This is a genomic window from Agathobaculum sp. TL06 (assembly GCF_054658635.1).
In genome coordinates this window covers 90,394-111,875 of record NZ_BAAGGY010000006.1, presented here as the reverse complement: position 1 = coordinate 111,875, position 21,482 = coordinate 90,394, and the positions used below count along the sequence as shown (strand labels likewise).

Sequence of the window (21,482 nt, the reverse complement as noted above, 5' to 3'; positions counted from 1 at the left end):
AAGACATGAAACTCACACGCAAACAGACCGCGCTGCGATACAACTGGTATGTGCAGCTCGCTGTGGATGCGGCGGCGCTGCTGGTGCTCGCGCTGAGCTGGCACAGGGGCGCGGTGCTGTTCCCGTGGGTGGCTGCGCTGCTTCTGCTCTCGCTCGGCAATGTGTTTGCGTGCGGGCGCAGCCTGCTTGGCACGCTCAAGCGCATGCTGCCGAATGAGGAATACCAGCGGCTTGCCGCACGCTATTTCCCCTATGGGAACCGCTGGCTGTGGACGCTGCTGCAATACAAACAGATGAAAGGCATGGCCGGCGAAACCGGCCGCGCGGTCCTGCGCCTGTGGCTGGGTGTGATCGGCGTGTGCGCGGGGTCGATGCTGGCCATCTATCTGGCGGCATATCTGCTGACAATCGTTTTATAATACGCTTCAGGAGTAAACCATGAACAGATTAGGCGAAAAATCCTTAAAAACATTGGAATATTACGAAATCCTCGACCGGCTCGCGGCACAGGCCGCGTCCGAGGCGGCAAAGGAGAAGTGCCGCGCGCTCCGGCCGCTGGACGACCATGAGCAGGCGCAGGTCTGGCTGGATCAGACGACCGACGCGAAAAACCGGATGATCCGGCAGGGCAGCCCGGGCTTCGGCGGCATCCGCGCGGTGGGCGCGATTTTGCTGCGCGCGGACCGCGGCGGCACACTCAACCCGCGCGAGCTGCTGGATGTGGCGAGCCTGCTGCAGACCGCGCGCCGCGCGCTGGTATACGACGCGGAGCAGGAGGAAAAAACGTCGCTTACGCCGATTTTCGGCCTGCTGACCGGCAACCGTGCGCTGGAGGAGGCCATCACAACCGCGATTGTCTCCGAAGAGGAGATTGCGGACGGCGCAAGCCCCGAGCTGCTCTCCATCCGCCGCGAACTGCGCCGCATCTCAGGCAAGGTGCGCGAGACGCTCAACCGCCTGATCGCGGGCGAGCGCTCCAAATACCTGCAGGAAACCATCGTCACCCAGCGCAACGGGCGCTTCGTCGTGCCGGTCAAGGCCGAGCACCGCGGCGACATCCCGGGCCTGGTGCATGATACCTCGTCCACCGGCGCGACCGTGTTCGTCGAGCCGCAGCAGGTGGTTGAGATCAACAACCAGATCAAGGTGCTCGAGGGCCGCGAGGAGGCCGAGATCGAGCGCATCCTGGCCGAACTGTCGGCCGAGGTTTCCATGCACAGGAGCGCGATCGAGCAGGATTATGACGCGCTGACAACGCTTGACTTTATTTTCGCGCGCGCAAAGCTCTCGTTTGAAATGAACGCCGCGCCGCCCGTGCTGGCCGCCGGCGCGAGCCGCTGCCGCCTGCTGCGGGCGCGGCACCCGCTGCTCGATAAGGACAAGGCCGTCCCCATCGATATTGCAATCGGCGGGGAATACGACACGCTGGTTATCACCGGCCCGAACACGGGCGGCAAGACCGTGTCGCTCAAAACGCTCGGCCTGCTGTCGCTGATGGCGGCGAGCGGACTGCACATTCCGGCGAACGAGCAGTCCGAGATCGGCCTGTTCGAGCATGTCTACGCGGATATCGGCGACGAGCAGAGCATCGAGCAGTCGCTTTCGACCTTCTCCGCGCACATGAAGACCATTGTGTCCATCATGGATTGCTGCGGGCAGGGCGATCTGGTGCTGTTTGACGAGCTGGGCGCGGGTACCGATCCGGTCGAGGGCGCGGCGCTCGCGGTCGCGGTGATCGGCTACGCGCGCCAGATGGGCGCGTGCGTGGCCGCGACCACGCACTACGCGGAGCTGAAAACCTTCGCGCTCACCACCGACGGGGTGGAGAACGCCTCGTGCGAGTTCAACGTGCAGTCGCTGCAGCCGACCTACCGCCTGCTGACCGGCATCCCCGGCAAGTCCAACGCGTTCGCCATCGCGGCGCGGCTGGGCCTGCAGCCCACCATCATCGAGCGGGCGAAGGAGCAGGTTTCGACCGAGGACGCGCGCTTTGAGGACGTGCTGGCCGAGCTGGAGCGCGAGCGCCGCCGCATCGAACAGATGAAGGAGGAGGCGCAGAAAATGCGCGCCGCCGCGCAGTCCGAGCGGGACAGGATGCGCGCCGAGCGCGACGCGGCCGAGGCGCGCGCGGATAAGCTGCTCGAGGGCGCGCGCAGCCAGGCGGACCGTATTCTCAAGGACGCGCGCATGACCGCCGAAACCGTGTTCGACGAGCTGGAGGACATGAAAAAGAAAGCGCAGAAGGATACGGCCGGACAGAATCTGGCCGCGGCCAAGGCTGCGCTGCGCGGCGTCATTACGCAGACCGAGAACGAGCAGCGGCGCGGCATCCAGAAGCGCGTGATCGAGGCGGACGAGCAGCGGCCGGTCAAAAAGGGCGACCGCGTGCGGCTGATTAACGTGGGCGGCGTGCTGGCCGACGTGCTCGCGCCCGCGGACAAAAGCGGCAGCGTGCAGGTGCAGGCTGGACCGATGAAGATGACGGTCAAGGAGAACGAACTGCGCATCGTGGAGGAGCAGGCGCCCGTGAAAAAGCCGGTTCAGCCCCGCCGCGACGCGCCGAAACGCGAGTTGAACATCCGCTCGGCGGAGAGCGAGGTGGACGTGCGCGGCATGAGCGCGCAGGAGGCGCTGTTCGAGGTGGATAACTTCCTTTCCCGCGCGCTCATGGCCGGCCTGCCCTCGGTCACGGTCATCCACGGCAAAGGGACGGGCGTGCTGCGGGGTGCGGTGCAGCAGCACCTGCGGTCAAACAAGCGCGTCAAGAGCGTGCGCAGCGGTGTGTACGGTGAGGGCGAGCAGGGCGTGACCATCGTCGAATTGCGGTAAAAACGCACCGTTTTGGGAATAGAAAACCGATGTGCAGGGCAAAATGCCATATATTCCGGAAGAATGCAGGAAAAATTTCATTAAAAATACAAAGGGTGCGCGGGCATTTTATCCTTGACGAAACTGACAAAAGGCGCTATGCTATATATATCGGATTTGAAGAAATAGGAGCGATGCAGATTATGTATTCGAAAGAGGTACAGGTTACCAATCAGGTAGGCTTATATGCCCGACCGGCAACTTTTTTTATTCAGAAAGCCAATGAATTCAAGAGCACGATTCTGGTAGAGAAGGAAGAGCGCCGCGTGAATGCGAAGAGCCTGCTCGGTATCCTTTCCCTTGGCATTACCAAGGGTACTACCATCAACCTGATTGCGGACGGACCGGACGAGGAAGAAGCAGTATCCGCACTGGTTGAGTTGATTACGTCCAATTTCACCGACTGATTTTATCGCATCCTGCAAAAAAGCGCCGATATCGCATCGGCGCTTTTGTTTTACCCTGCGGCTTTTGCCAAAAGGGGGAAGCGGGAGGCTGGCGCTTTTTCAGCGCGCCACAAGGAAGAAAGGGGGCGGCCCGCCATAAACAGGGAGCAATTAAAAGAGCGTGTGCGCAAGCTGCCCATGCAGCCGGGCGTATACCTGCACAAGGACAAAACCGGCAAGGTGATCTACGTCGGCAAGGCGAAGCTGCTGAAAAATCGGGTGTCCAACTACTTCCAGGCGCCGGAGCGCCTGAACCCGAAAACGCGGCAGCTTGTCAGCCATATCGCGGATTTCGACATCATTGTGACCGAGACTGAGTTCGAGGCGCTGGTGCTGGAAAATTCGATGATCAAAAAGTACAAGCCCAAGTACAACATCCTTCTTAAGGACGATAAGGGCTATCCGTATATCCGGCTGAATATGGACGCGCCGTATCCGGCGTTTTCCGTGGTGTCCAAGCCGGGGTATGACGGGGCGCGGTATTTCGGCCCCTACCCGGGCCGCGTGGCCGCGCGTCGCGCGATCGATACGATCAGCGAGGCGCTGCATCTCAAAACCTGCTCGCGCGTGTTCCCGCGAGACATCGGCAAGGACCGGCCGTGCCTGAACCAGCATTTGGGGCGCTGCTGCGCGCCCTGCACGGGCAAGGTCAGTCCGGAGGAGTACCATGCGCTGATCGGCCAGGCAGTCGCCCTGTTTGAGGGCGACGCAAAGCGGCTGGAAAAGGAACTGACGGAGAAAATGAATGAAGCGGCCGAGGAGCTGCAGTTCGAACGCGCGGCGCTGCTGCGCGACCGCCTGCGCGCGGTGCAGCGGCTGGGAACGCGGCAGCATGTGGTCGCGGGCGCATTCGCGGAGCTGGACGTCGCGGCGTTTGTGCAGGGGCAGACGCGCGCCTGCGTGTGCGTGCTGCACTATGGCGGCGGCGCGCTGCAGGACAAGGAGTACACCCTGTTCCATCTGACCGAAAGCGATCCGGCCGAGGTGTTGTCCTCGTTCATCAAGCAGTATTATGCGCAGCGCGGCGCGGTGCCGAAAACCGTGCTCCTTTCGCATGAGCTTGAGGAGCAGGAGGCGGTGGCGGAATACCTGTCTTCAATTGCGGAGCGGCGGGTCGAACTGGCGGTCCCGCAGCGCGGCGAGCGCCGCGTGCTCGCCAGGCTTGCGGAAAAAAACGCGCGCGAGGAGATCGAGCGCAGGGAAAAGCAGTCCGAGCGGCGGCACAAATCGCTCGAGCTTCTGCAGAACGTCACCGGCATGATCGCGCTGCCGCTGCGGCTCGAGGCGTACGATATCTCCAACTTCGCGGGGCAGGATACGGTCGGCTCGATGGTTGTGTTCACGGAAGGGCAGCCGAAAAAAAGCGACTACCGCAAATTCCGGATCGCCTGCGCGGCCAACGGGCAGGACGACTACGCCTCCATGCGTGAAATGCTCACCCGCCGCGTACAGCGCTATGTGGACGGGGACGAGAAATTCACGCCGCTGCCGGGCGCCTTTTTGATCGACGGCGGCCTGGGGCATGTTCGCGTATGCAAGGAGGTGCTGGATTCGTTCGGGCTGACGACGCCCTGCTTCGGCATGGTCAAGGACGACCATCACCGCACGCGCGCGCTTGTCGCGCCGGATGGGCGCGAGTTCGGCATCTCGGCCACGCCCGCGCTGTTCGCGCTGATCGGCCGCATCCAGGAGGAAGTACACCGGTTTGCCATCGAGTATAACCGCAAGCTGGGCGGCAAAAAGGTGCGCGGTTCAACGCTCGACAAGATCGAGGGCATTGGGGACAAGCGGCGCGCCGAGCTGCTCCGGCACTTTGGCAGTATCGAGAACATCCGGCAGGCGAGCGAGCAGGAGCTTGCGCGGGTGCTGCCGCGCAATGCGGCGCAGGCGGTATACGATTTTTTCCATAAGGAGGACTGAAGCATGCGTGTGGTATCCGGCTCCGCGCGCGGCTGCAAACTGCAGCCCGTACCCGGCATGAGCACCCGCCCGACGACCGACCGCGTTAAGGAAAATGTATTCAACCTGATCCAGGAGCATGTCCGCGGCGCGGAGGTGCTCGACCTGTTTGCGGGAACGGGGCAGCTTGGGATCGAGGCGCTTTCGCGCGGCGCGCGGCACTGTGATTTTGTGGAGCGCGATAAGGCGGCATACAATATCGTGTGTAAAAATACAGAAACCGCCCGCGTGGCCGACCGCGCCTCGCTGCACCGGAAAGAGGCGGCCGACTTTGTTTCCCATGCCGGAAAGCGGCGCTACAGCTTGATTTTCCTCGATCCCCCTTACGGCGGCGAAATTCTGGAAAATGCATTATTACAAATAGAAACGTTTGACATTCTCTCTACAAATGGTATAATAATATGCGAAAGTGCAGTAGAGGACCGGTTTGCGCACGGGTTTGAGGTCGTCCGCGAACGCCGCTACGGCGCGACTTTGATTACCGTTCTGCGGAACGGCGAAACGGATGAAAAGCATGAGAGTAGCGATCTATCCGGGCAGCTTTGACCCGGTCACCCTGGGACATCTGGATATTATCCGCCGCGCGTCGGTCGTGTTTGACCGGCTGATCGTTGCGGTGATGCATAACCAGAATAAAAAGCCGATGTTTTCGGTGGACGAGCGCATGGATTTCCTGAAGCGGACGACGGGCGACCTGCCTAACGTGGAGATCGCGTCGTTTGGCGGCCTGCTCGCGGATTATGCGAAGCAGGAGGGCGCCTGTGCGGTGGTCAAGGGCCTGCGTGCAGTTTCGGATTTTGAATATGAGTTCCAGATGGCGCTGGCGAACCGGAAGCTTAATCCTGAATTGGACACGGTGTTCCTGATGACGAGCGCGGAGTATATGTATTTATCCTCGTCCGTAGTAAAGGATATTGCGGTGCATGGCGGCAGCGTTGCCGGATTTGTCCCTGCAGAAATCATAGACGATATTGTGCGCCGCACAAGAAAGGAAGGCTAACGATGGCAACTTTGGACGAACTGATCAACAGCATGTACGATATGGTACAGGACGCGAAAGGCATCCCGCTGGCGGGCGAGAAGTGCATCTTGGAGCGCGACCGTCTGCTTGATCTGCTCGATGAGCTGCGCGCCACGCTGCCGAACGATTTGAAAACAGCGCAGGACATCGTTGAGAAACGCAGTGAAATGCTTGCCTCCGGCAAGCGCGAAGCGGAATCGATCCGCCGCCAGGCCGAGGAGGATGCCCGGCAGATGGTTTCCGAAACCGAGATCGTCGTGGCCGCGCGCCGCAAGGCAAAGGAAGTGCAGGGCAATGCGGAGATCCAGGCCCGCGAGCTGCGCCGCGTGACGAACGAATACTGCGAGGATACGCTCAAGCGCACCGAGGAGGCGGTGGCGCTTTCGCTGGAGGAGATCCGCAAGGTGCGCCAGCGCTTTAAGAGCATCGCCAAATAAATATTTTACAGCCATCCGAAAAGCCAGGTTTTTACCTGGCTTTTTTTGCTGCGTTTTGCCGGTGAAATAAGATGGAATAAACTGTAAAATAAGGGAAGGGTGGGAAAAGGGCGCGGCGCGGGCGGAAAGAATGCGCGTTTTTGTGGGATTTCTCCCCACCGTTCGCGCAGCCGAAAGAGGCGTTTGTGGAAAGGGAAAATAATCGAACAAGTGTTTGAAAAATTGCAAAAATCGCTGTTTTTTCATTTTACCGCCATAATCTTCCGCAAAAAAATACGAAAAAATTCTTGCAATCTGGAGGGCTTCTCGTTATAATGGATTCAAGGTGGTGAGAAGTGGGGTAAAGTGTCACGGATTCCACCAAAGGGAAAGCGTGGTGTGAATCGGTGAAAGGCGAATACAAGCATTCCATAGACGCCAAGGGGCGTCTGGCGATGCCGGCCAAGCTTCGTGATGAGCTGGGCGAACGCTTCACCGTCACCAAAGGGCTGGACGGATGTCTGGCCGTTTATCCGGAAAAAGAGTGGGAGGGGCTGGAAGAGCGCATCCGCTCCCTGCCCATGTCCAAATCCCGCGATCTGCAGCGCTTTTTCTTCTCGGCCGCGTTCGACGCCGAGCTGGACGCGCAGGGCCGCATCCTGCTGCCCGCCAACCTGCGCGCGTACGCAGGGCTGGGCAAGGAGACGGTCGTTATCGGCGCCTCCAACCATGCAGAAATCTGGGACGCCGCGAAATGGGCGGCTTACAATGACAACATCACCGATGATCGCATCATGGAGGCCATGGAGGATCTCGGGTTCTAAAAAGCGCCGGACAAGGAGGGTCAGCGTATGGAATTTCATCACGTTTCCATTTTGCTCGAACCCTGTCTGGAGGCGCTGCATATCAAGCCGGACGGCGTTTACGTCGATGCGACGACGGGCGGCGCCGGACATTCGCTCCGCATTGCGGAGCGTTTGCATGATACTGGGCGCCTGGTCTGCATCGATCGGGACGACGAGGCGCTGGAAAACGCAAAGGTGCGCCTGAAGGATGTCTGGCAGCGCGTATACACGGTGAAAAGCGACTTCCGCGAGATCGATCGGGTGCTTGCCGGCCTGGGGCTGGCGGGCGCGGACGGAATCCTGTTCGACCTGGGCGTTTCGTCGCCGCAGCTGGACCATGCGGAGCGGGGCTTTTCCTACATGAAGGATGCGCCGCTCGACATGCGGATGGACCGGACGCAGGCGTTGACCGCGCACGACGTGGTAAACGGCTGGAGCAGGGAGGAGTTGCGCCGCATCCTGTTCGAATACGGCGAAGAACGCTATGCGCCGCTGATCGCCGCGGCCATCGAGCGGGAGCGGGAAAAAAAGCCGATAGAAACGACGGGAGAGCTTGTCGAAATCATAAAGGGTGCGATGCCGGCCAAGGCGCTGCGGGAAAAACAGCATCCGGCCAAGCGCAGTTTCCAGGCGATCCGCATAGCCGTTAATGACGAGCTTGGCGCGGTGCGGGAAGCGATGGACAAGGCGATCGACTGCCTGAACCCGGGCGGGCGCCTGGCGGTGATCACATTCCACAGCCTGGAGGACCGCATTGTCAAAGCCGCGTTCCAGCAGGCGGCGCAGGGCTGCACCTGCCCGAAGGATTTTCCGGTCTGCGTCTGCGGCGGGAAGCCTAAAGTCAGGCTGACGCCCCGCAAGCCGATTCTGCCGGATGAGAAAGAACTTGCAGACAACCCGCGGGCGCGGAGCGCAAAGCTCCGCGTGTGCGAAAAGATAGGAACAGACGCATAGGACAGAAAGGAAATGCAATGATGACTGCCAGCAGGGAGAGCGTAGCGTACAAACAGTATGAAGAGCGCATGGCGCCCGTACAACAGGAAAGAACACGCGACCTCCGTGCAGTCCCGACGCCGCGCCGCCGCAAAAAAGCCGCCGTGCGGCTGAACGTGTTCGTGTGCGTCAGCGTCATTGCGATCGCAGCGGTGTATATCTTGTTCTGCCAGATGCAGCTGACCCAGCTGACCGCGCAGGTCAGCACCCAGACCGAGGCGCTCGACGAGCTTGCGGCGGAAAATGTTTCCCTGTCAAGCAAGCAGATGAACAGCATGGACATGACGCAGGTGGAGGAATATGCGGTGAACCGCCTGGGCATGGTAAAAATGGACAATTCACAGATCGAATATGTGGAACTGACCAATCCGGATACGGTCACGGTGGCGCAGAGCGGGGTGTCGCTGGACGCGCTGTTTTCCGGCCTGGCCCGTAGCTTTTCTGCGGCCCTGGAATATATCCGGTAAGTAAATGAATAGGATGCGTAATAGGGGAGTGAGAGGTGGAAACTTCTGACTCCTTACGCTTTTTTTCGACCAAACGGCAGTGGAGGGATGCAACGCAAATGGCAGCAAAGGGACCGAACAATTTAATGCGCTCGCGCATCGTGATACTCACGCTGGCGTTTGTGGTGATCGGCTTTGGCCTGGTCGCCGTGCGCCTGCTGTATATGCAGGTGTTCCGCAACGACTTTTATGTGCAGCAGGCGACAACGCTGCAGACGCGGGACACGCTGGTCACGCCCAACCGCGGCACGATCTATGACGCGAACATGCAGGTGCTGGCCGAATCGGCCTCAGTCGCCCGCATTACGGTCAATCCCAAGGCTGTGATCGACGAGTCCAAGGTGAACAAGGGGATACCGGCGGAACAGCAGCAGCAGGAGCTGGCGCAGATCCTTGCCGACACGCTGGAGCTGGACTACGACACCGTGCTGGGGAAAATCAAAAGAACCGATACCCAGTATCAGATCATCGCCCAAAAGGTAGATAAGGACACGGAAAACGTCCTGTATGAAAAGCTCGAGGCCGCGGGCTGCGGCAACGCGGTCTATTCCGAGCCGGACACCAAGCGGTATTACAAATACGGCGCTTTCCTTTCCACCGTGCTGGGCTATGTCAACGACGATAACGTGGGCGTTTACGGCCTGGAATCCGAATACGAGAGCGAGCTTGCCGGTACTGCAGGGCGCATCGTCCGTGCGCAGAATGCCAAAAACCAGGATATGCCGTATGATTATCAGCAGTACATTCCGGCAACGGACGGAAACTCGCTTGTGCTGACGATCGACAGCGACATCCAGAATATCCTGGAAAAGCATCTGGAAACCGCGCTGGCGGATAATCCCAACGCACGCGACGGCGTATCGGGTATTGTAATGGATGTCAAGACCGGCGCGGTGCTCGCGATGGCCAACCTGCCGGACTTCGACCCCAACCAGCCGCGCGTGATCTCGGACGAACGGTACCTGAACGAGCTGAAGGAGACTGTGCAGAAGCTTTTGGAGGAAGCCGGCGTATCGGCGGAGATCCCTGACAAATACTATCAGGAGGGCGGGCTGGATAACCTGCCGGAGAGCGTGCAGAACAATGAGGCCCTGGTTGACGCGCTGACGGACGCGCGGACCGAGGAGCTTTACAAGATGTGGTATAATCCGGTTGTGACCGATACCTACGAGCCGGGCTCGACCTTCAAGCTGATGAACGTGGCGACCGCGTATGAGCTGGGCGTGGTGCATGCGGAGGATACCTTTTACTGCGGCGGCTCGATGATGGTCGGCGACTGGAAGGAACCGATCAAATGCCACAACACCAACGGGCATGGCTCGCAGACGCTGACGCAGGCGGTGATGAACTCCTGCAACGTGGCGATGATGCAGATTGTGGCAAAGACCGGCAGGGAACGCTTTTACGATTTTTTCAAGGCGTTCGGCATGAACAGCAGGACTGGCATCGACGTGCCGAATGAAAGCCCGGGCATCTTCTTTGACGTGGAGGACAGCACCTCGTGGAACGAGGTGGCGCTCGCGGTATCCTCGTTCGGCCAGCGCTTCCAGGTAACGCCGATCCAGATGGCGAGCATGATTTCGGCCATCGTGGACGACGGGAGGCTGAAAAAGCCTTATCTGGTCCGCGAGGTGCTGAATGCGGACGGTTCGATCAAATCCACGACCGAGACCGAGGTTGTCCGCCAAGTCATTTCGGAGGACACCTCCGCGTACATGCGCGATACAATGCTGCAGGTTGTGTCCAGTGGCACTGGTAAAAACGCCTATGTACCCGGCTACCGTGTGGGCGGCAAAACCGCGACCTCGGAGATTCTGAAAGAGGCGGAGGACGTCGAGGACCGCTATACGGCTTCGTTTATCGGCGTGGCGCCGATGGACGATCCGCAGATCGTGGTGCTGGTCGCGATCAGCGACCTGCCGGAATCCTCGCCGCACGGCGGCGGCGCAATCGCCGCGCCGGTCGTCGGCCGCATCATGGAGGATGTGCTGCCGTATATCGGCGTGACGCCGGTGTATACCGATGAGGAAAACGACCGCCGCGAGCTGACTGTACCCGGCGTGGTCGGTTCCACGCAGGAGCAGGCGGCGAGCACGCTGCAGCAGGCGGGCTTTGCGTACCGCGTCGTCGGCAGCGGCGACACGGTCACCGACCAGGTGCCGGCCAGCGGCGTGCGCATTCCGGCCAGCGGCAAGGTTATCCTGTATATGGGCGAGGATAAGCCTGCGGAGCAGATCGAGGTACCTGACCTGACCGGACTGACGCCGGACGAGTGCCGCGACACGCTGGAGCAGTACGGACTGTACCTCAAGCAGAAGGGGGTCGCCTCCTCGCAGATCACAGGCAATACCACCGCGAGCCAGCAGAGTCCGGCAAAAGGGACCAAGGTGAATATCGGCGCGGTGGTCACGGTTGAATTTTCCGACACAACGGGTGTCGACGACCGATAGGAGGAACGGAATGAAATTACAGGAATTGCTGGCCGGCGTTGCGGTGCAGAGCCGCACGGCGGCGCCGGAGCTGGAAATCGGCGAGGTGCGGTATGATTCGCGCGCGGTGGAAAAGGGCGACCTGTTCGTCGCCATCCGCGGCTATGCGACGGATGGCCACCGGTATATCGAAAAGGCGCTCGCGCAGGGCGCGGCGGCGGTCGTATGTGAAGAAGCGCCGGCGGGGGTGCCGGCGGTCGTGGTGGAGAACTCCCGCCGCGCGCTGGCGGAGATCGCGGCCAACCGCTTCGGCCATCCGGCGGACAGCATGGTCATGCTCGGCGTGACCGGAACGAACGGCAAAACCACCACGACCTACCTTGTCAAGCATATTCTGGAGCAGGCGGGGCATACGGTCGGGCTGATCGGCACCAACCAGAACCTGATCGGAAGCGAGGTCATCGAAACCGAACGCACCACGCCGGAGAGCTATGAGCTGCAGGCGCTGTTCGCCCGCATGCGGGACGCCGGCTGCACGCATGTGATTATGGAGGTGTCCTCGCACTCGCTCGTGCTCGACCGCGTACACGGCATCCGCTTTGCGGTCGGCGCGTTCACCAATCTGACGCAGGACCACCTGGATTTCCACAAAACCATGGAGGAGTACCGCAGGGCAAAGGCGCGTCTGTTCGCGGTCAGCGACAGGGGCGTGATCAATCTGGACGATCCGGCGGCCGGCGCCATGCTGGCCGACGCCCTGTGTCCATGCCTGACGTTTTCCTGTGAAAAGGACGCCGCCGACCTGACCGCCAGAAATATCGGCCTGCATGCGGATGGCGTTTCCTTCCTGGCCAACACCAGGGGCGAGCTGGCGCGCGTCCGTCTGGCGATACCCGGCCATTTTTCCGTGGAGAATGCGCTGGCCGCGCTGGGGATCGCGCTGCAGCTGGATATGCCGCTCGCGGATGCCGCGAAGGCGCTGGCCACGGCAACGGGCGTGAAAGGCCGCGTCGAGGTGGTGCCGACCGATACGGATTATACGGTGCTGATCGACTACGCGCACTCGCCCGACGGGGTGGAAAACGTCCTGCGCGCCGTGCGCGGCTTTGCCAAGGGGCGGGTCGTAGCGCTGTTTGGCTGCGGCGGGGACCGCGACCGGACCAAGCGGCCTAAAATGGGCGCGATCGCGGCGGCGCTGGCGGATTTCTGCATCGTGACGAGCGACAATCCGCGCACCGAAGAGCCGCAGGCCATTATCGACGATATCCTGGAGGGCATGAAAGACACCAAAACGCCGACGCAGGTCATCGTCGACCGGCCGGAAGCGATCCGGTGGGCGCTTGCGCACGCCAGGAAAGAGGATATCATCGTCCTGATGGGCAAGGGACACGAAACCTATCAGGAGGTCAACCATGTGAAGCATCATATGGATGAACGGGAGATTGTCGCGGATTATTTCGCGGATAGGAAGTAAGAAAAATAGCTTGGGGGAATCGATTGATGGAACGCTTTACACTGGCGCAGGCAGCGGAATGGACCGGAGGGGAGGCGCACGGGGCGGCGTCCCTGTCGTCGGTCTCCACGGATTCCAGGCAGATACCGCCGGAAACGCTGTTCCTGCCGCTCAAGGGCGAGCGCTTCGACGCGCATGACTTTATTGCGAAGGCGGTGGATAACGGCGCCGCGGCCGTGGTGTCGCACCGGCAGAACGAAACCTATCCGGTGCCGGCCCTGTATGTGGAGAACACCGCGCAGGCGCTGTTGGATCTGGCGGGCGGCTACCGCCGGCTGTGCGGCGGCAAGGTGGTCGGCGTGACCGGCTCGGTCGGCAAAACGACGACCAAGGAGCTGCTTTACGCCGTGCTCAGGCAGCAGTTCTGCGCACAGAAAACCGAAGGCAACCTGAATAACGAGGTCGGCCTGCCCCTCACCCTGCTCCAAATGACCAGGAAAACCGAGGTTATGGTTGCGGAAATGGGCATGAACCATTTCGGGGAGCTGTCCCGCATGACCGCGGCCGCGCAGCCGGATATCGCGGTCATCACCAATATCGGCACCTCGCATATTGAATTTCTTGGCTCGCGCGAGGGCATCTGCAGGGCGAAGCTCGAGATTTTGGAGGGCCTCCGGCCGGACGGCTGCGCTGTGCTCTGCGGAGACGAACCCCTTCTCTGGGAGAAGCGGGACGCGCTGGGCTGCCGGACGGTTACCTATGGAATAGAAAATCCGGCGTGTGATTTAACGGCATACTTGCATGAAGACGGTGCATTTGATATAGTAAATAACGGTCTGCCGGCGGCCGCATTGCCGCAGGGCGGACGTTTTTCGGCAAAACTCAGCATACCGGGCGCGCATAATATACTTAACGCGCTTGCGGCGGCGGCGGTCGGCCTGCTGCTGGGCGAGACGCCGGAGCATATCGCCGCAGGGCTTTCCTCCTATGAGGCGAGCGGCATGCGGCAGAATATTTACGAGCAGAACGGCTACTGCATCTTTGCGGACTGCTATAACGCCAGTCCGGACGCCATGGAGGCGGCGCTCAAGGTGCTCGGCGGCATGGCGGAAGGCGGGCGGCGGCTCGCGGTGCTTGGCTCCATGCTGGAGCTGGGCGGCTATGCGGAGGAGGGCCACCGCCGCGCGGGACGCGCGGCCGCGGAAAACGCCGACGCGCTGTATGCCTATGGGCCGGACGCGGGCGCGATGGTCGCGGGCGCGAAGGAGCGCGGCATGGCCGCGGCGTATGCGTTTGACGACCAGGCCGCGCTTGTCGCGGCGCTGCGGCGAGATGCGGAAAAGGGCGACGCGCTGCTGTTCAAAGGCAGCCGCGGCATGCGGATGGAGCGCGCGCTCGCATGGTTCTTAGGGGAGGACGTGGAAGAATGACACCGATCAATATCCGGACTGCGCTGATTGTCTGCGCGGTCGCATTTGTGATCACGGCGGCGATCGGGCCGGCGGTGATCCGCTATCTGCGCAAGATGAAATTCGGCCAGAAAATATTGGAGATCGGGCCGAAATGGCATATGAACAAGCAGAACATCCCGACGATGGGCGGGTTTATGTTTATCATCGGCATTGCAGTGGCGGTGCTGGCGGGCAACACGCTGCTGGGAGGGGTTTCGGTTTCCTCGCTGGCGGTGCTGGGCCTTGCCGCAGCGTACGGCGCGGTCGGTCTGGTGGATGATTACGCCAAAATCCGCAAAAAGGAAAACGCGGGGCTGACGCCCAAGCAGAAGCTGGTGCTTCAAATTCTGGTGGCGGGCGCGTTCATCCTGGTGCTGTTTCTGGAGTCAGACGGACTGCCCGCCCTCTGGATCCCGTTTACCGCTGTGGCGATCCCGCTTCCCTGGCCGCTGTACATCATCTTCGCCGCGTTCGTTATCGTGGGCGCGGATAACGCGGTCAACCTGACCGACGGTATCGACGGCCTGGCCGCAGGCGTGACCCTGCCGGTCGCCATCTTCTTTGTGTTTGTCGGCATTGCGCGGCAGGACGCTGGCGTGATGCTGTTCGCGGCGGCGCTCGCGGGCGGCCTGGCGGCGTTCCTGATCTATAATTTCAATCCGGCCAAGGTTTTCATGGGGGACACGGGCTCGCTGTTCCTTGGCGGCGCGGTGGCAGGTCTGGCGTTTGCCTGCGATATGCCGCTGATCCTGCTGCTGGTCGGGCTGATCTATATTATCGAAACGCTGTCCGTCATCCTGCAGGTGACGTACTTCAAGGTTTCCGGCGGCAAGCGCCTGTTCAAGATGGCGCCGATCCATCATCATTTTGAAATGTGCGGCTGGGGCGAAAAGAAGATCGTGCTGATATTTTCCGGCGCGACCATTCTGCTCTGCCTGCTGGCGTATTATGTAGCGCTGGCGCCGGTCCTGTAAACTGTTTGTAATTCAAAGCCCGTTCGGAGGTGTCCACATGGCAACGACAACCAGACAAGCGCGCACGGTGCGCAGGATGACCGCGGGACCGCGGTATGCGGACCGTCCCGCCATGCGGGCGGAAGAGAGGGGCGAGGCGGCGCTGCAGCCCTCGGACGGCCGGCTCCGCGAGCGGACGCGCGTGCGCGCCCATACCTGGGACGCGGGTATTTTCTTTTCGGTTATGCTGCTGCTGGCGATCGGTCTGGTCGCGCTGTTTTCCGCGAGCTATTCGACCGGCTATTACAATTTCAAAGGCGATTCCCTGCATTTCGTTACGCGGCAGGGCATGGTCGCCGCGGCCGGCGTGGTCGCAATGATCGTTATTTCCAAGTTCAGCTATAAGCTGTACGCCAGGTTTTATAAGCCGTTTCTGGCGGTGTCGGTCGTGCTGCTGATCCTGGTTGCGATACCGGGCATCGGCACCTGGTATAATGGCGCGCGGCGCTGGCTGTTCGGCTTTCAGCCGTCCGAGCTGGCAAAGCTTGCCGTTATTGTGTGCTTCGCGTATTGGATTGCGCGCGACGCGCAGAGCGTGCGCAGCTTTAAGGGGCTGCTCCGGCCGTACGGCTTCCTGCTTGCGGTATACGTTGTGCTGCTGGCGCTCGAACCGCACACCTCGGCGATGATGATTGTCTGCGGCATCGGCGTGTGCATCCTCGTTGCGGGCGGCATGCGGCTGTGGTATTTCGTTCCGATCGGCGTGGTAGGCGCCGGAACGCTGACGGCGTTTTATTTCATGTTCTCCCATGTGCGGGACCGTTTCGCGGTATGGCTCGACCCGTTTTCGGATATGACGGATAAGGGCTTCCAGGGGGCGATGAGCCAGATTGCCATCGGCTCGGGCGGCTTTTTCGGCTTTGGGCTTGGGCAGGGACGGCAGAAGCACCTGTACCTGCCCGAACCGCAGAACGATTTCATCTTTGCCTCGTGGTGTGAGGAAATGGGCTTTATCGGCGCGCTGCTGGTGATTTTGCTGTTCGCTTATCTGATTTACCGCGGGTTCCGCGTCGCGCGGGCGGCGCCGGATAAATTCAGCGCGATGCTGGCGACCGGCATTACCGCAAAGCTGGCGATACAGACATTGATGAACCTGTTCGTCGTTACGGGCATTATTCCGGTGACGGGCGCGGCGCTTCCGTTTTTCAGCTATGGCGGCACGGCGCTGCTCATGCAGCTCGGAGAAATGGGGATACTGCTGAATATATCGCGGTATATGCGGATAGACGCGCGCAACGAAGAATGAAGCGATAGGGGGAAATCAGGTTTGAGGCTGTATATCACTGGCGGCGGCACGGGCGGGCATGTGACGCCCGGGCTTGCCATCGCGCGGTATTTTGAGCAGAAGCATCCGGATGCGGTCGTCCGGTTCGCGGGATCGGCGCGCGGTATTGAAAACAAGCTGGTCCCGCGCGAGGGGTATCCGCTGGATACCATTGAGATCATCGGCTTGTCCCGTTCCATGAGCCCGAAGGGGCTTGCGCACAACCTGAAAGCGGCGCGGCTCGCCGTGTCCGCAGTCGGCAAGGCGAAAAAGCTGCTGCGGGAGGCGCGGCCGGACTGCGTGATTGGCTGCGGCGGCTATGCGTCGTTCGCGGTCGTCCGCGCGGCGCAGCAAATGGGGATACCGACCGTGCTGCTCGAGGTCAACGCTCTGCCGGGCAAGGTGACGCAAATGCTGGCGAAAAAGGCGGACCGCGTGCTGGTCTGCTTTGAGCAGGCGAAAACGCTGCTCGGCGGCGGCGACAAGGTGGTCGTGACCGGCGCGCCCGTGCGCGGCGAGATTTTGTCAGCGGACCGGAAAAAGGCGCGCGCCCGCTTCGGCCTGTCTGAGGACGATCAGCTTGTCGTCTCGTTCTGGGGCTCCATGGGCGCGAAATATATGAATGAGCACATGGCGGGTACGATCGCGCTGGAATGCAAAAACAATGTGCCGTACCGGCATGTACACGCGTCGGGCGCGGCGGCGCGCGACTGGATGCCGCGGCTTGCGGAGGAGCAGGGCGCGGCTTTGCGGGAGCATCCCAATATCGAACTGACCGAGTATATTTACGATATGGCAGACCGCATGGCGGCGGCTGACCTGATCGTCTGCCGCGCGGGCGCGGCGACGATGGGCGAGCTGTGCATGCTGGGGCGGCCCGCGCTGCTGGTGCCTTCGCCGTTCGTGGCGGAGAACCATCAGGAGAAAAACGCGCGCGCGCTCGAGCAGGCAGGCGGCTGCCGCGTGCTGCTGGAGAAGGACGCTTCGCCCCAGCGGCTGTACGACGAGATCGGGGAGCTGCTGTCCGATCGGGAACGCCTGCGGCAGATGGGGCGCGACGCGACGCGCCTGGCCGCGCATGACGCAAGCGAAAAAATTTACCGCGAGATCATGCAGGCTGTCCGCGAGCGGCAAAAATAAGGCAAAGGGGCGCTTGCATGAGACGCAGGAAGCGAAAACAGAAAACGCCGGAACAGATGCGGAAACGGGCGAACCGGCGGCAGCGGTTTTTCCATACGGTCGGCCGGCTGCTGTTTGTCGGCATACTGCTGTCGGCCGCCGTGCTCGCCCTGACGGTCTTTTTCAAGGTAGACACGATTTCCGTGGAGGGGTCCACCAAATACACGCCCGAGGAGATCGTCGCGGGCATGGATGTGAAAAAAGGGGACAACCTTTATCTTTGGAATAAGGTAAAAACGACAAACAGCCTGCTGGAGCAGTTTCCCTATCTGGAAACCGTGCAGATCCGGCGACACCTGCCGGATGCGCTGGTCGTCACAGTGACCGAATGCCGGGCGGCAGTGGCCGTTTCCACCAACGGCGTGTACTATCTGGTCAGCGCGCAGGGCAAAGTGCTGGAGCAGGCGGCGACGGATAACGGCCTGCCGGTCGTGGCCGGCGTGACGCTCGAGGCGGTCCAGCCGGGGCAGATGCTGGAGCCGGCTGCGGATGCCTATGTGGACGCGCTGCTGACCGTGCTGCAAACGCTGGATGCGGCGGACATGCTCTCGGAAACCGATTTCATCAACCTGCAGTCGCTCACCGATGTGCGCGTCGGCTATCTGGACCGGTTCGATATCCGCGTCGGTACGATGGAGCAGCTTGCCTACCGGCTGCGCTTTGCGCAGACTGTGATCGATGGGCGGCTCTCGCCCTCCGATATCGGGCGGCTGTACTGGGATGCGAAAAACAGGCTGCATTTTGTGCCGGATACCGCGGAGAACATCGCGCGTTCCGCAACCGGACAGGAGACGGATGACAGCCCGATTGTCGATCCGGACGCGCTGGACGCAGCCGGCGGAGACAATACAGGAGAAGCCGACGGCGGGGCGGACAGCGGCGCCGCCGGTTCGGAGGGTCCCGAATGACCGGCACGCCGCCCTGTCCCGTTAAAAGGCTGCAGCGCCCGCACAAGGCTTTTTCACGGCGGAGAGATACACGGATATTGGTGAAAAATACCGGCGCCGCCTTTGGTGGAAAGATACAGAAAAACTCAATATTTTTTTGAGGGATTCACTAATATGTGTTGCAAAATAGAACAAAAAGAGGTAAAATTAAAACAATAGGGGCTGTCTGTCCATTCCGCTTCCGGAGAGGGACAGGCCGTTGATATTGTGTAACGAAGATAATCTGAAAGATTTTTTATCATAACGGAGGATGGCAACAATGGGTTTTGAGTTTGAACAGGGCTTGGATAATGTAGTAAATATCAAAGTCATCGGCGTGGGCGGCGGCGGCGGCAATGCGGTCAACCGCATGGTCGAAAGCGGCGTGCAGGGCGTTGAGTTTATCTCGATCAATACAGATATGCAGGCGCTGAACTTCTCTCAGGCCGGCACCAAGATCCAGATCGGCGAGAAGCTGACCAAGGGACAGGGTGCGGGCGCAAACCCGGAGATCGGCCGCAAGGCTGCGGAGGAGAGCAAGGAGCAGATCGCCGCGGCGCTGGCCAACACCCATATGGTGTTCATCACCGCCGGTATGGGCGGCGGCACCGGCACCGGCGCGGCGCCGGTTGTGGCGCAGATCGCCCGTGAAATGGGTATCCTGACGGTCGGCGTTGTCACCCGTCCGTTTGCGTTCGAGGGTAAGAAGCGTCTGGAGCAGGCGTTGGGCGGCATCGACGAGCTGAACAAGAACGTCGATTCGCTGGTCATCATCCCGAACGAGCGCCTGAAATATGTTTCCGAACAGAAGATCACGTTCAAGAACGCGTTTGAGATTGCGGACGGCGTGCTGCGGCAGGCGGTCGCGAATATTTCCGAGCTGATTACCGTGCCGGGCTTCATCAACCTGGACTTTGCGGACGTTACCTCGGTGATGAAGGACGCGGGCTATGCGCATATCGGCACGGGCCGCGCCGCTGGGAAGGACAAGGCGGCGGAGGCCGCGCGCATGGCGATTTCCAGCCCGCTGCTCGAAACCTCGATCGATATGGCGCACGGTGTTATCGTTTCTGTTATCGGTTCGGATGATATCGGCCTGGATGAGGTCGAAACCGCTGCGACGATGGTCCAGCAGGCGGCGCATCCGGACGCGCATATCATCTTTGGCGCGTTTATCGACGACACGATGGACGACGAGATCCGCGTAGTCGTTATTGCCACCGGATTTGACAACATCCCCAATTCCGCGAAGCTGAATATGGATGGAAAGGCTCCGGAGCCGGCGTCCTCCGGCTTGTTCACCGAGGCGTCGACCGCGGCAGCGGAGGACAAGTCCGCTTCCGTCAAGAGCAGCCAGTCGAACGAGCTTGGCTCGGACGACGCGGCGTTCGACGTGCTGATGCGCATTTTTGATAAGGATCACCGCTGATTCTGTTGATGCTTGTATAATCATGCAAAACAGCCCTTTACAGGGCTGTTTTGGTCTGAAAAGGCCTTGTAAAGTTCGTGTAAAAGGAGTGTGATCACCGTGAGTGCGGACCCTCGAAGTATGAAAATAATAAATGCTCGCGGTGGCGCAGAGGGATAATTGCCGCCGCAGAAAGGCGGTAAGATATGGTAGAATTTTACAAGACGATCGACGGCCGCGTAACCGAGCTTTCGGGCTTTACGGAGGGCTGCTGGGTCAATATGGTGCATCCCAGCTCGGACGAGCTGGAGGAGATCGCGCGGGTGGCGCGGGTGGAAGAGGAATTTATCCGCGCGGCGCTCGATCCGGAGGAAAGCTCCCGTGTCGAGACGGAGGACGACCAGCTTTTGATGATCGTCGACATTCCGATGGTGGAGAAAAGCTCGGTCGAAGATGGCGGGCAGATGTTCAGCACCCTGCCAATGGGGATTGTAGTGGGGCAGAACGCGGTTATCACGGTTTGCCTGGACGACAGCATCATCCTGCGGTCGATCGCGGAGGGCGCGGTAAAGGGCGTCCATACGGCGATGCGCACGCGGTTTGTGTTCCAGATCTTGCTGCGGGTGGCGGGCCGCTTCCTGAAAAACCTGCGCATGATTGAACGCGACTTCACCCGAATCGAAAAGCGGCTGTATGATTCGCTCAAAAACGAGGAGCTGATCCAGCTTCTGGGCCTTTCCAAATCCCTGGTATACTTTTCCGCTTCCCTGAAGGGCAACGAAGTTACCATGGAAAAGGTGCTGCGCGGACGGGTGCTCAAGCTGTATGAGGACGATCGGGATATCCTGGAGGACGCGCTGATCGAGATTCGGCAGGCGATCGAAATGGCGGGCATCTATTCGAGCATTTTGTCCGGCACGATGGATGCTTACGCGTCGGTCGTTTCCAACAATCTGAACATCATCATGAAGGTGCTGACCGTGCTGACCATCATCATGACGATCCCCAATATCATCTTTGGCTTTTATGGGATGAATATAGAGGGAGGACGGATACCGGGCGATTTTGTCTGGTGGATTCCGCTGGCGATCTCGGTCGGGGGCTGCTTTTTCGCCTGGTTCATGCTGAAAAAGAAAAATCTGGATTAACCTATTGCGCCGCGGATGCGGCGCTTTTTCTTTGCCGGTTTGACGGATGGGTCCCGCCATTATATAATGAAAGGGCAGAGATAAAAACACGGTCCGGTTGGTAGTCCGGACGCGGCGGGGGGACCGCCGCCAGTAACCTGCCTCCTTTGGTTGTCCG

19 protein-coding genes are annotated in these 21,482 nt (G+C 60.5%); all 19 read left to right on the top strand.

Annotated elements, in window-relative coordinates; translation table 11 throughout:
* Window positions 1–5 precede the first annotated feature (5 nt).
* A complete protein-coding gene (locus ACYQ3S_RS05185; protein ID WP_459687640.1) occupies window positions 6–419 on the top strand; it encodes a hypothetical protein in 414 nt (137 codons plus the stop codon).
* 19 nt (window positions 420–438) lie between these two features.
* Complete coding sequence (locus ACYQ3S_RS05180; protein ID WP_459687639.1) at window positions 439–2,829, top strand: endonuclease MutS2; 2,391 nt, start codon at window positions 439–441, stop codon at window positions 2,827–2,829.
* A 182-nt stretch (window positions 2,830–3,011) separates the two neighbouring features.
* Window positions 3,012–3,275, top strand: a complete 264-nt coding sequence (locus ACYQ3S_RS05175; RefSeq protein WP_107632189.1) for an HPr family phosphocarrier protein — start codon at window positions 3,012–3,014, stop codon at window positions 3,273–3,275.
* A 135-nt stretch (window positions 3,276–3,410) separates the two neighbouring features.
* Window positions 3,411–5,234: an excinuclease ABC subunit UvrC gene (gene uvrC / locus ACYQ3S_RS05170; protein ID WP_459687666.1), complete on the top strand. Its 1,824-nt coding sequence runs from the start codon at window positions 3,411–3,413 to the stop codon at window positions 5,232–5,234.
* Between the two features lie 3 nt (window positions 5,235–5,237).
* Complete coding sequence (rsmD, locus tag ACYQ3S_RS05165; protein ID WP_459687638.1) at window positions 5,238–5,819, top strand: 16S rRNA (guanine(966)-N(2))-methyltransferase RsmD; 582 nt, start codon at window positions 5,238–5,240, stop codon at window positions 5,817–5,819.
* Complete coding sequence (gene coaD / locus ACYQ3S_RS05160; RefSeq protein WP_459687637.1) at window positions 5,788–6,273, top strand: pantetheine-phosphate adenylyltransferase; 486 nt, start codon at window positions 5,788–5,790, stop codon at window positions 6,271–6,273. The genes rsmD and coaD overlap by 32 nt, the downstream gene beginning before the upstream one ends.
* Before the next feature lie 2 nt (window positions 6,274–6,275).
* Window positions 6,276–6,731 (top strand): hypothetical protein, encoded by a 456-nt coding sequence (locus ACYQ3S_RS05155; RefSeq protein ID WP_054327156.1) that lies wholly within the window; start codon window positions 6,276–6,278, stop codon window positions 6,729–6,731.
* A 386-nt stretch (window positions 6,732–7,117) separates the two neighbouring features.
* A complete protein-coding gene (mraZ, locus tag ACYQ3S_RS05150) occupies window positions 7,118–7,534 on the top strand; it encodes a division/cell wall cluster transcriptional repressor MraZ (protein ID WP_459687636.1) in 417 nt (138 codons plus the stop codon).
* Window positions 7,535–7,561: 27 nt separating this feature from the next.
* Complete coding sequence (gene rsmH / locus ACYQ3S_RS05145) at window positions 7,562–8,509, top strand: 16S rRNA (cytosine(1402)-N(4))-methyltransferase RsmH (protein ID WP_459687635.1); 948 nt, start codon at window positions 7,562–7,564, stop codon at window positions 8,507–8,509.
* A 20-nt stretch (window positions 8,510–8,529) separates the two neighbouring features.
* Window positions 8,530–9,015: a cell division protein FtsL gene (locus ACYQ3S_RS05140; protein WP_459687634.1), complete on the top strand. Its 486-nt coding sequence runs from the start codon at window positions 8,530–8,532 to the stop codon at window positions 9,013–9,015.
* 98 nt (window positions 9,016–9,113) lie between these two features.
* Window positions 9,114–11,504 carry a penicillin-binding transpeptidase domain-containing protein gene (locus ACYQ3S_RS05135; protein WP_459687633.1) on the top strand — a complete coding sequence of 797 codons (2,391 nt, stop codon included), beginning with the start codon at window positions 9,114–9,116 and terminating at the stop codon, window positions 11,502–11,504.
* A 10-nt stretch (window positions 11,505–11,514) separates the two neighbouring features.
* Window positions 11,515–12,957, top strand: coding sequence for a UDP-N-acetylmuramoyl-L-alanyl-D-glutamate--2,6-diaminopimelate ligase (locus ACYQ3S_RS05130; RefSeq protein WP_459687632.1), 1,443 nt, complete (start codon window positions 11,515–11,517; stop codon window positions 12,955–12,957).
* A 26-nt stretch (window positions 12,958–12,983) separates the two neighbouring features.
* Window positions 12,984–14,366 carry a UDP-N-acetylmuramoyl-tripeptide--D-alanyl-D-alanine ligase gene (locus ACYQ3S_RS05125; RefSeq protein ID WP_459687631.1) on the top strand — a complete coding sequence of 461 codons (1,383 nt, stop codon included), beginning with the start codon at window positions 12,984–12,986 and terminating at the stop codon, window positions 14,364–14,366.
* Window positions 14,363–15,361, top strand: a complete 999-nt coding sequence (gene mraY / locus ACYQ3S_RS05120; RefSeq protein WP_199855202.1) for a phospho-N-acetylmuramoyl-pentapeptide-transferase — start codon at window positions 14,363–14,365, stop codon at window positions 15,359–15,361. The genes ACYQ3S_RS05125 and mraY overlap by 4 nt, the downstream gene beginning before the upstream one ends.
* A gap of 37 nt (window positions 15,362–15,398) precedes the next feature.
* Window positions 15,399–16,646, top strand: a complete 1,248-nt coding sequence (locus tag ACYQ3S_RS05115) for an FtsW/RodA/SpoVE family cell cycle protein (RefSeq protein WP_459687630.1) — start codon at window positions 15,399–15,401, stop codon at window positions 16,644–16,646.
* A gap of 21 nt (window positions 16,647–16,667) precedes the next feature.
* Window positions 16,668–17,804: an undecaprenyldiphospho-muramoylpentapeptide beta-N-acetylglucosaminyltransferase gene (gene murG, locus ACYQ3S_RS05110; RefSeq protein WP_459687629.1), complete on the top strand. Its 1,137-nt coding sequence runs from the start codon at window positions 16,668–16,670 to the stop codon at window positions 17,802–17,804.
* A gap of 17 nt (window positions 17,805–17,821) precedes the next feature.
* Complete coding sequence (locus ACYQ3S_RS05105) at window positions 17,822–18,751, top strand: cell division protein FtsQ/DivIB (protein WP_459687628.1); 930 nt, start codon at window positions 17,822–17,824, stop codon at window positions 18,749–18,751.
* Between the two features lie 298 nt (window positions 18,752–19,049).
* Entirely contained in the window at window positions 19,050–20,198 is a 1,149-nt protein-coding gene (gene ftsZ / locus ACYQ3S_RS05100) for a cell division protein FtsZ (protein WP_459687627.1), read from the top strand.
* Between the two features lie 185 nt (window positions 20,199–20,383).
* Window positions 20,384–21,325 carry a magnesium transporter CorA family protein gene (locus ACYQ3S_RS05095; RefSeq protein ID WP_459687626.1) on the top strand — a complete coding sequence of 314 codons (942 nt, stop codon included), beginning with the start codon at window positions 20,384–20,386 and terminating at the stop codon, window positions 21,323–21,325.
* Window positions 21,326–21,482 lie beyond the last annotated feature (157 nt).

Excerpts from the sequence above, each read along its gene's own strand:
- ACYQ3S_RS05185 (WP_459687640.1), top strand. The coding sequence starts at position 6 with ATGAAACTCACACGCAAACAGACCGCGCTGCGATACAACTGGTATGTG.
- ACYQ3S_RS05180 (WP_459687639.1), top strand. The coding sequence starts at position 439 with ATGAACAGATTAGGCGAAAAATCCTTAAAAACATTGGAATATTACGAA.
- ACYQ3S_RS05175 (WP_107632189.1), top strand. The coding sequence starts at position 3,012 with ATGTATTCGAAAGAGGTACAGGTTACCAATCAGGTAGGCTTATATGCC.
- rsmD (WP_459687638.1), top strand. The coding sequence starts at position 5,238 with ATGCGTGTGGTATCCGGCTCCGCGCGCGGCTGCAAACTGCAGCCCGTA.
- coaD (WP_459687637.1), top strand. The coding sequence starts at position 5,788 with ATGAGAGTAGCGATCTATCCGGGCAGCTTTGACCCGGTCACCCTGGGA.
- ACYQ3S_RS05155 (WP_054327156.1), top strand. The coding sequence starts at position 6,276 with ATGGCAACTTTGGACGAACTGATCAACAGCATGTACGATATGGTACAG.
- rsmH (WP_459687635.1), top strand. The coding sequence starts at position 7,562 with ATGGAATTTCATCACGTTTCCATTTTGCTCGAACCCTGTCTGGAGGCG.
- ACYQ3S_RS05140 (WP_459687634.1), top strand. The coding sequence starts at position 8,530 with ATGACTGCCAGCAGGGAGAGCGTAGCGTACAAACAGTATGAAGAGCGC.
- ACYQ3S_RS05135 (WP_459687633.1), top strand. The coding sequence starts at position 9,114 with ATGGCAGCAAAGGGACCGAACAATTTAATGCGCTCGCGCATCGTGATA.
- ACYQ3S_RS05130 (WP_459687632.1), top strand. The coding sequence starts at position 11,515 with ATGAAATTACAGGAATTGCTGGCCGGCGTTGCGGTGCAGAGCCGCACG.
- ACYQ3S_RS05125 (WP_459687631.1), top strand. The coding sequence starts at position 12,984 with ATGGAACGCTTTACACTGGCGCAGGCAGCGGAATGGACCGGAGGGGAG.
- mraY (WP_199855202.1), top strand. The coding sequence starts at position 14,363 with ATGACACCGATCAATATCCGGACTGCGCTGATTGTCTGCGCGGTCGCA.
- ACYQ3S_RS05115 (WP_459687630.1), top strand. The coding sequence starts at position 15,399 with ATGGCAACGACAACCAGACAAGCGCGCACGGTGCGCAGGATGACCGCG.
- ACYQ3S_RS05105 (WP_459687628.1), top strand. The coding sequence starts at position 17,822 with ATGAGACGCAGGAAGCGAAAACAGAAAACGCCGGAACAGATGCGGAAA.
- ftsZ (WP_459687627.1), top strand. The coding sequence starts at position 19,050 with ATGGGTTTTGAGTTTGAACAGGGCTTGGATAATGTAGTAAATATCAAA.
- ACYQ3S_RS05095 (WP_459687626.1), top strand. The coding sequence starts at position 20,384 with ATGGTAGAATTTTACAAGACGATCGACGGCCGCGTAACCGAGCTTTCG.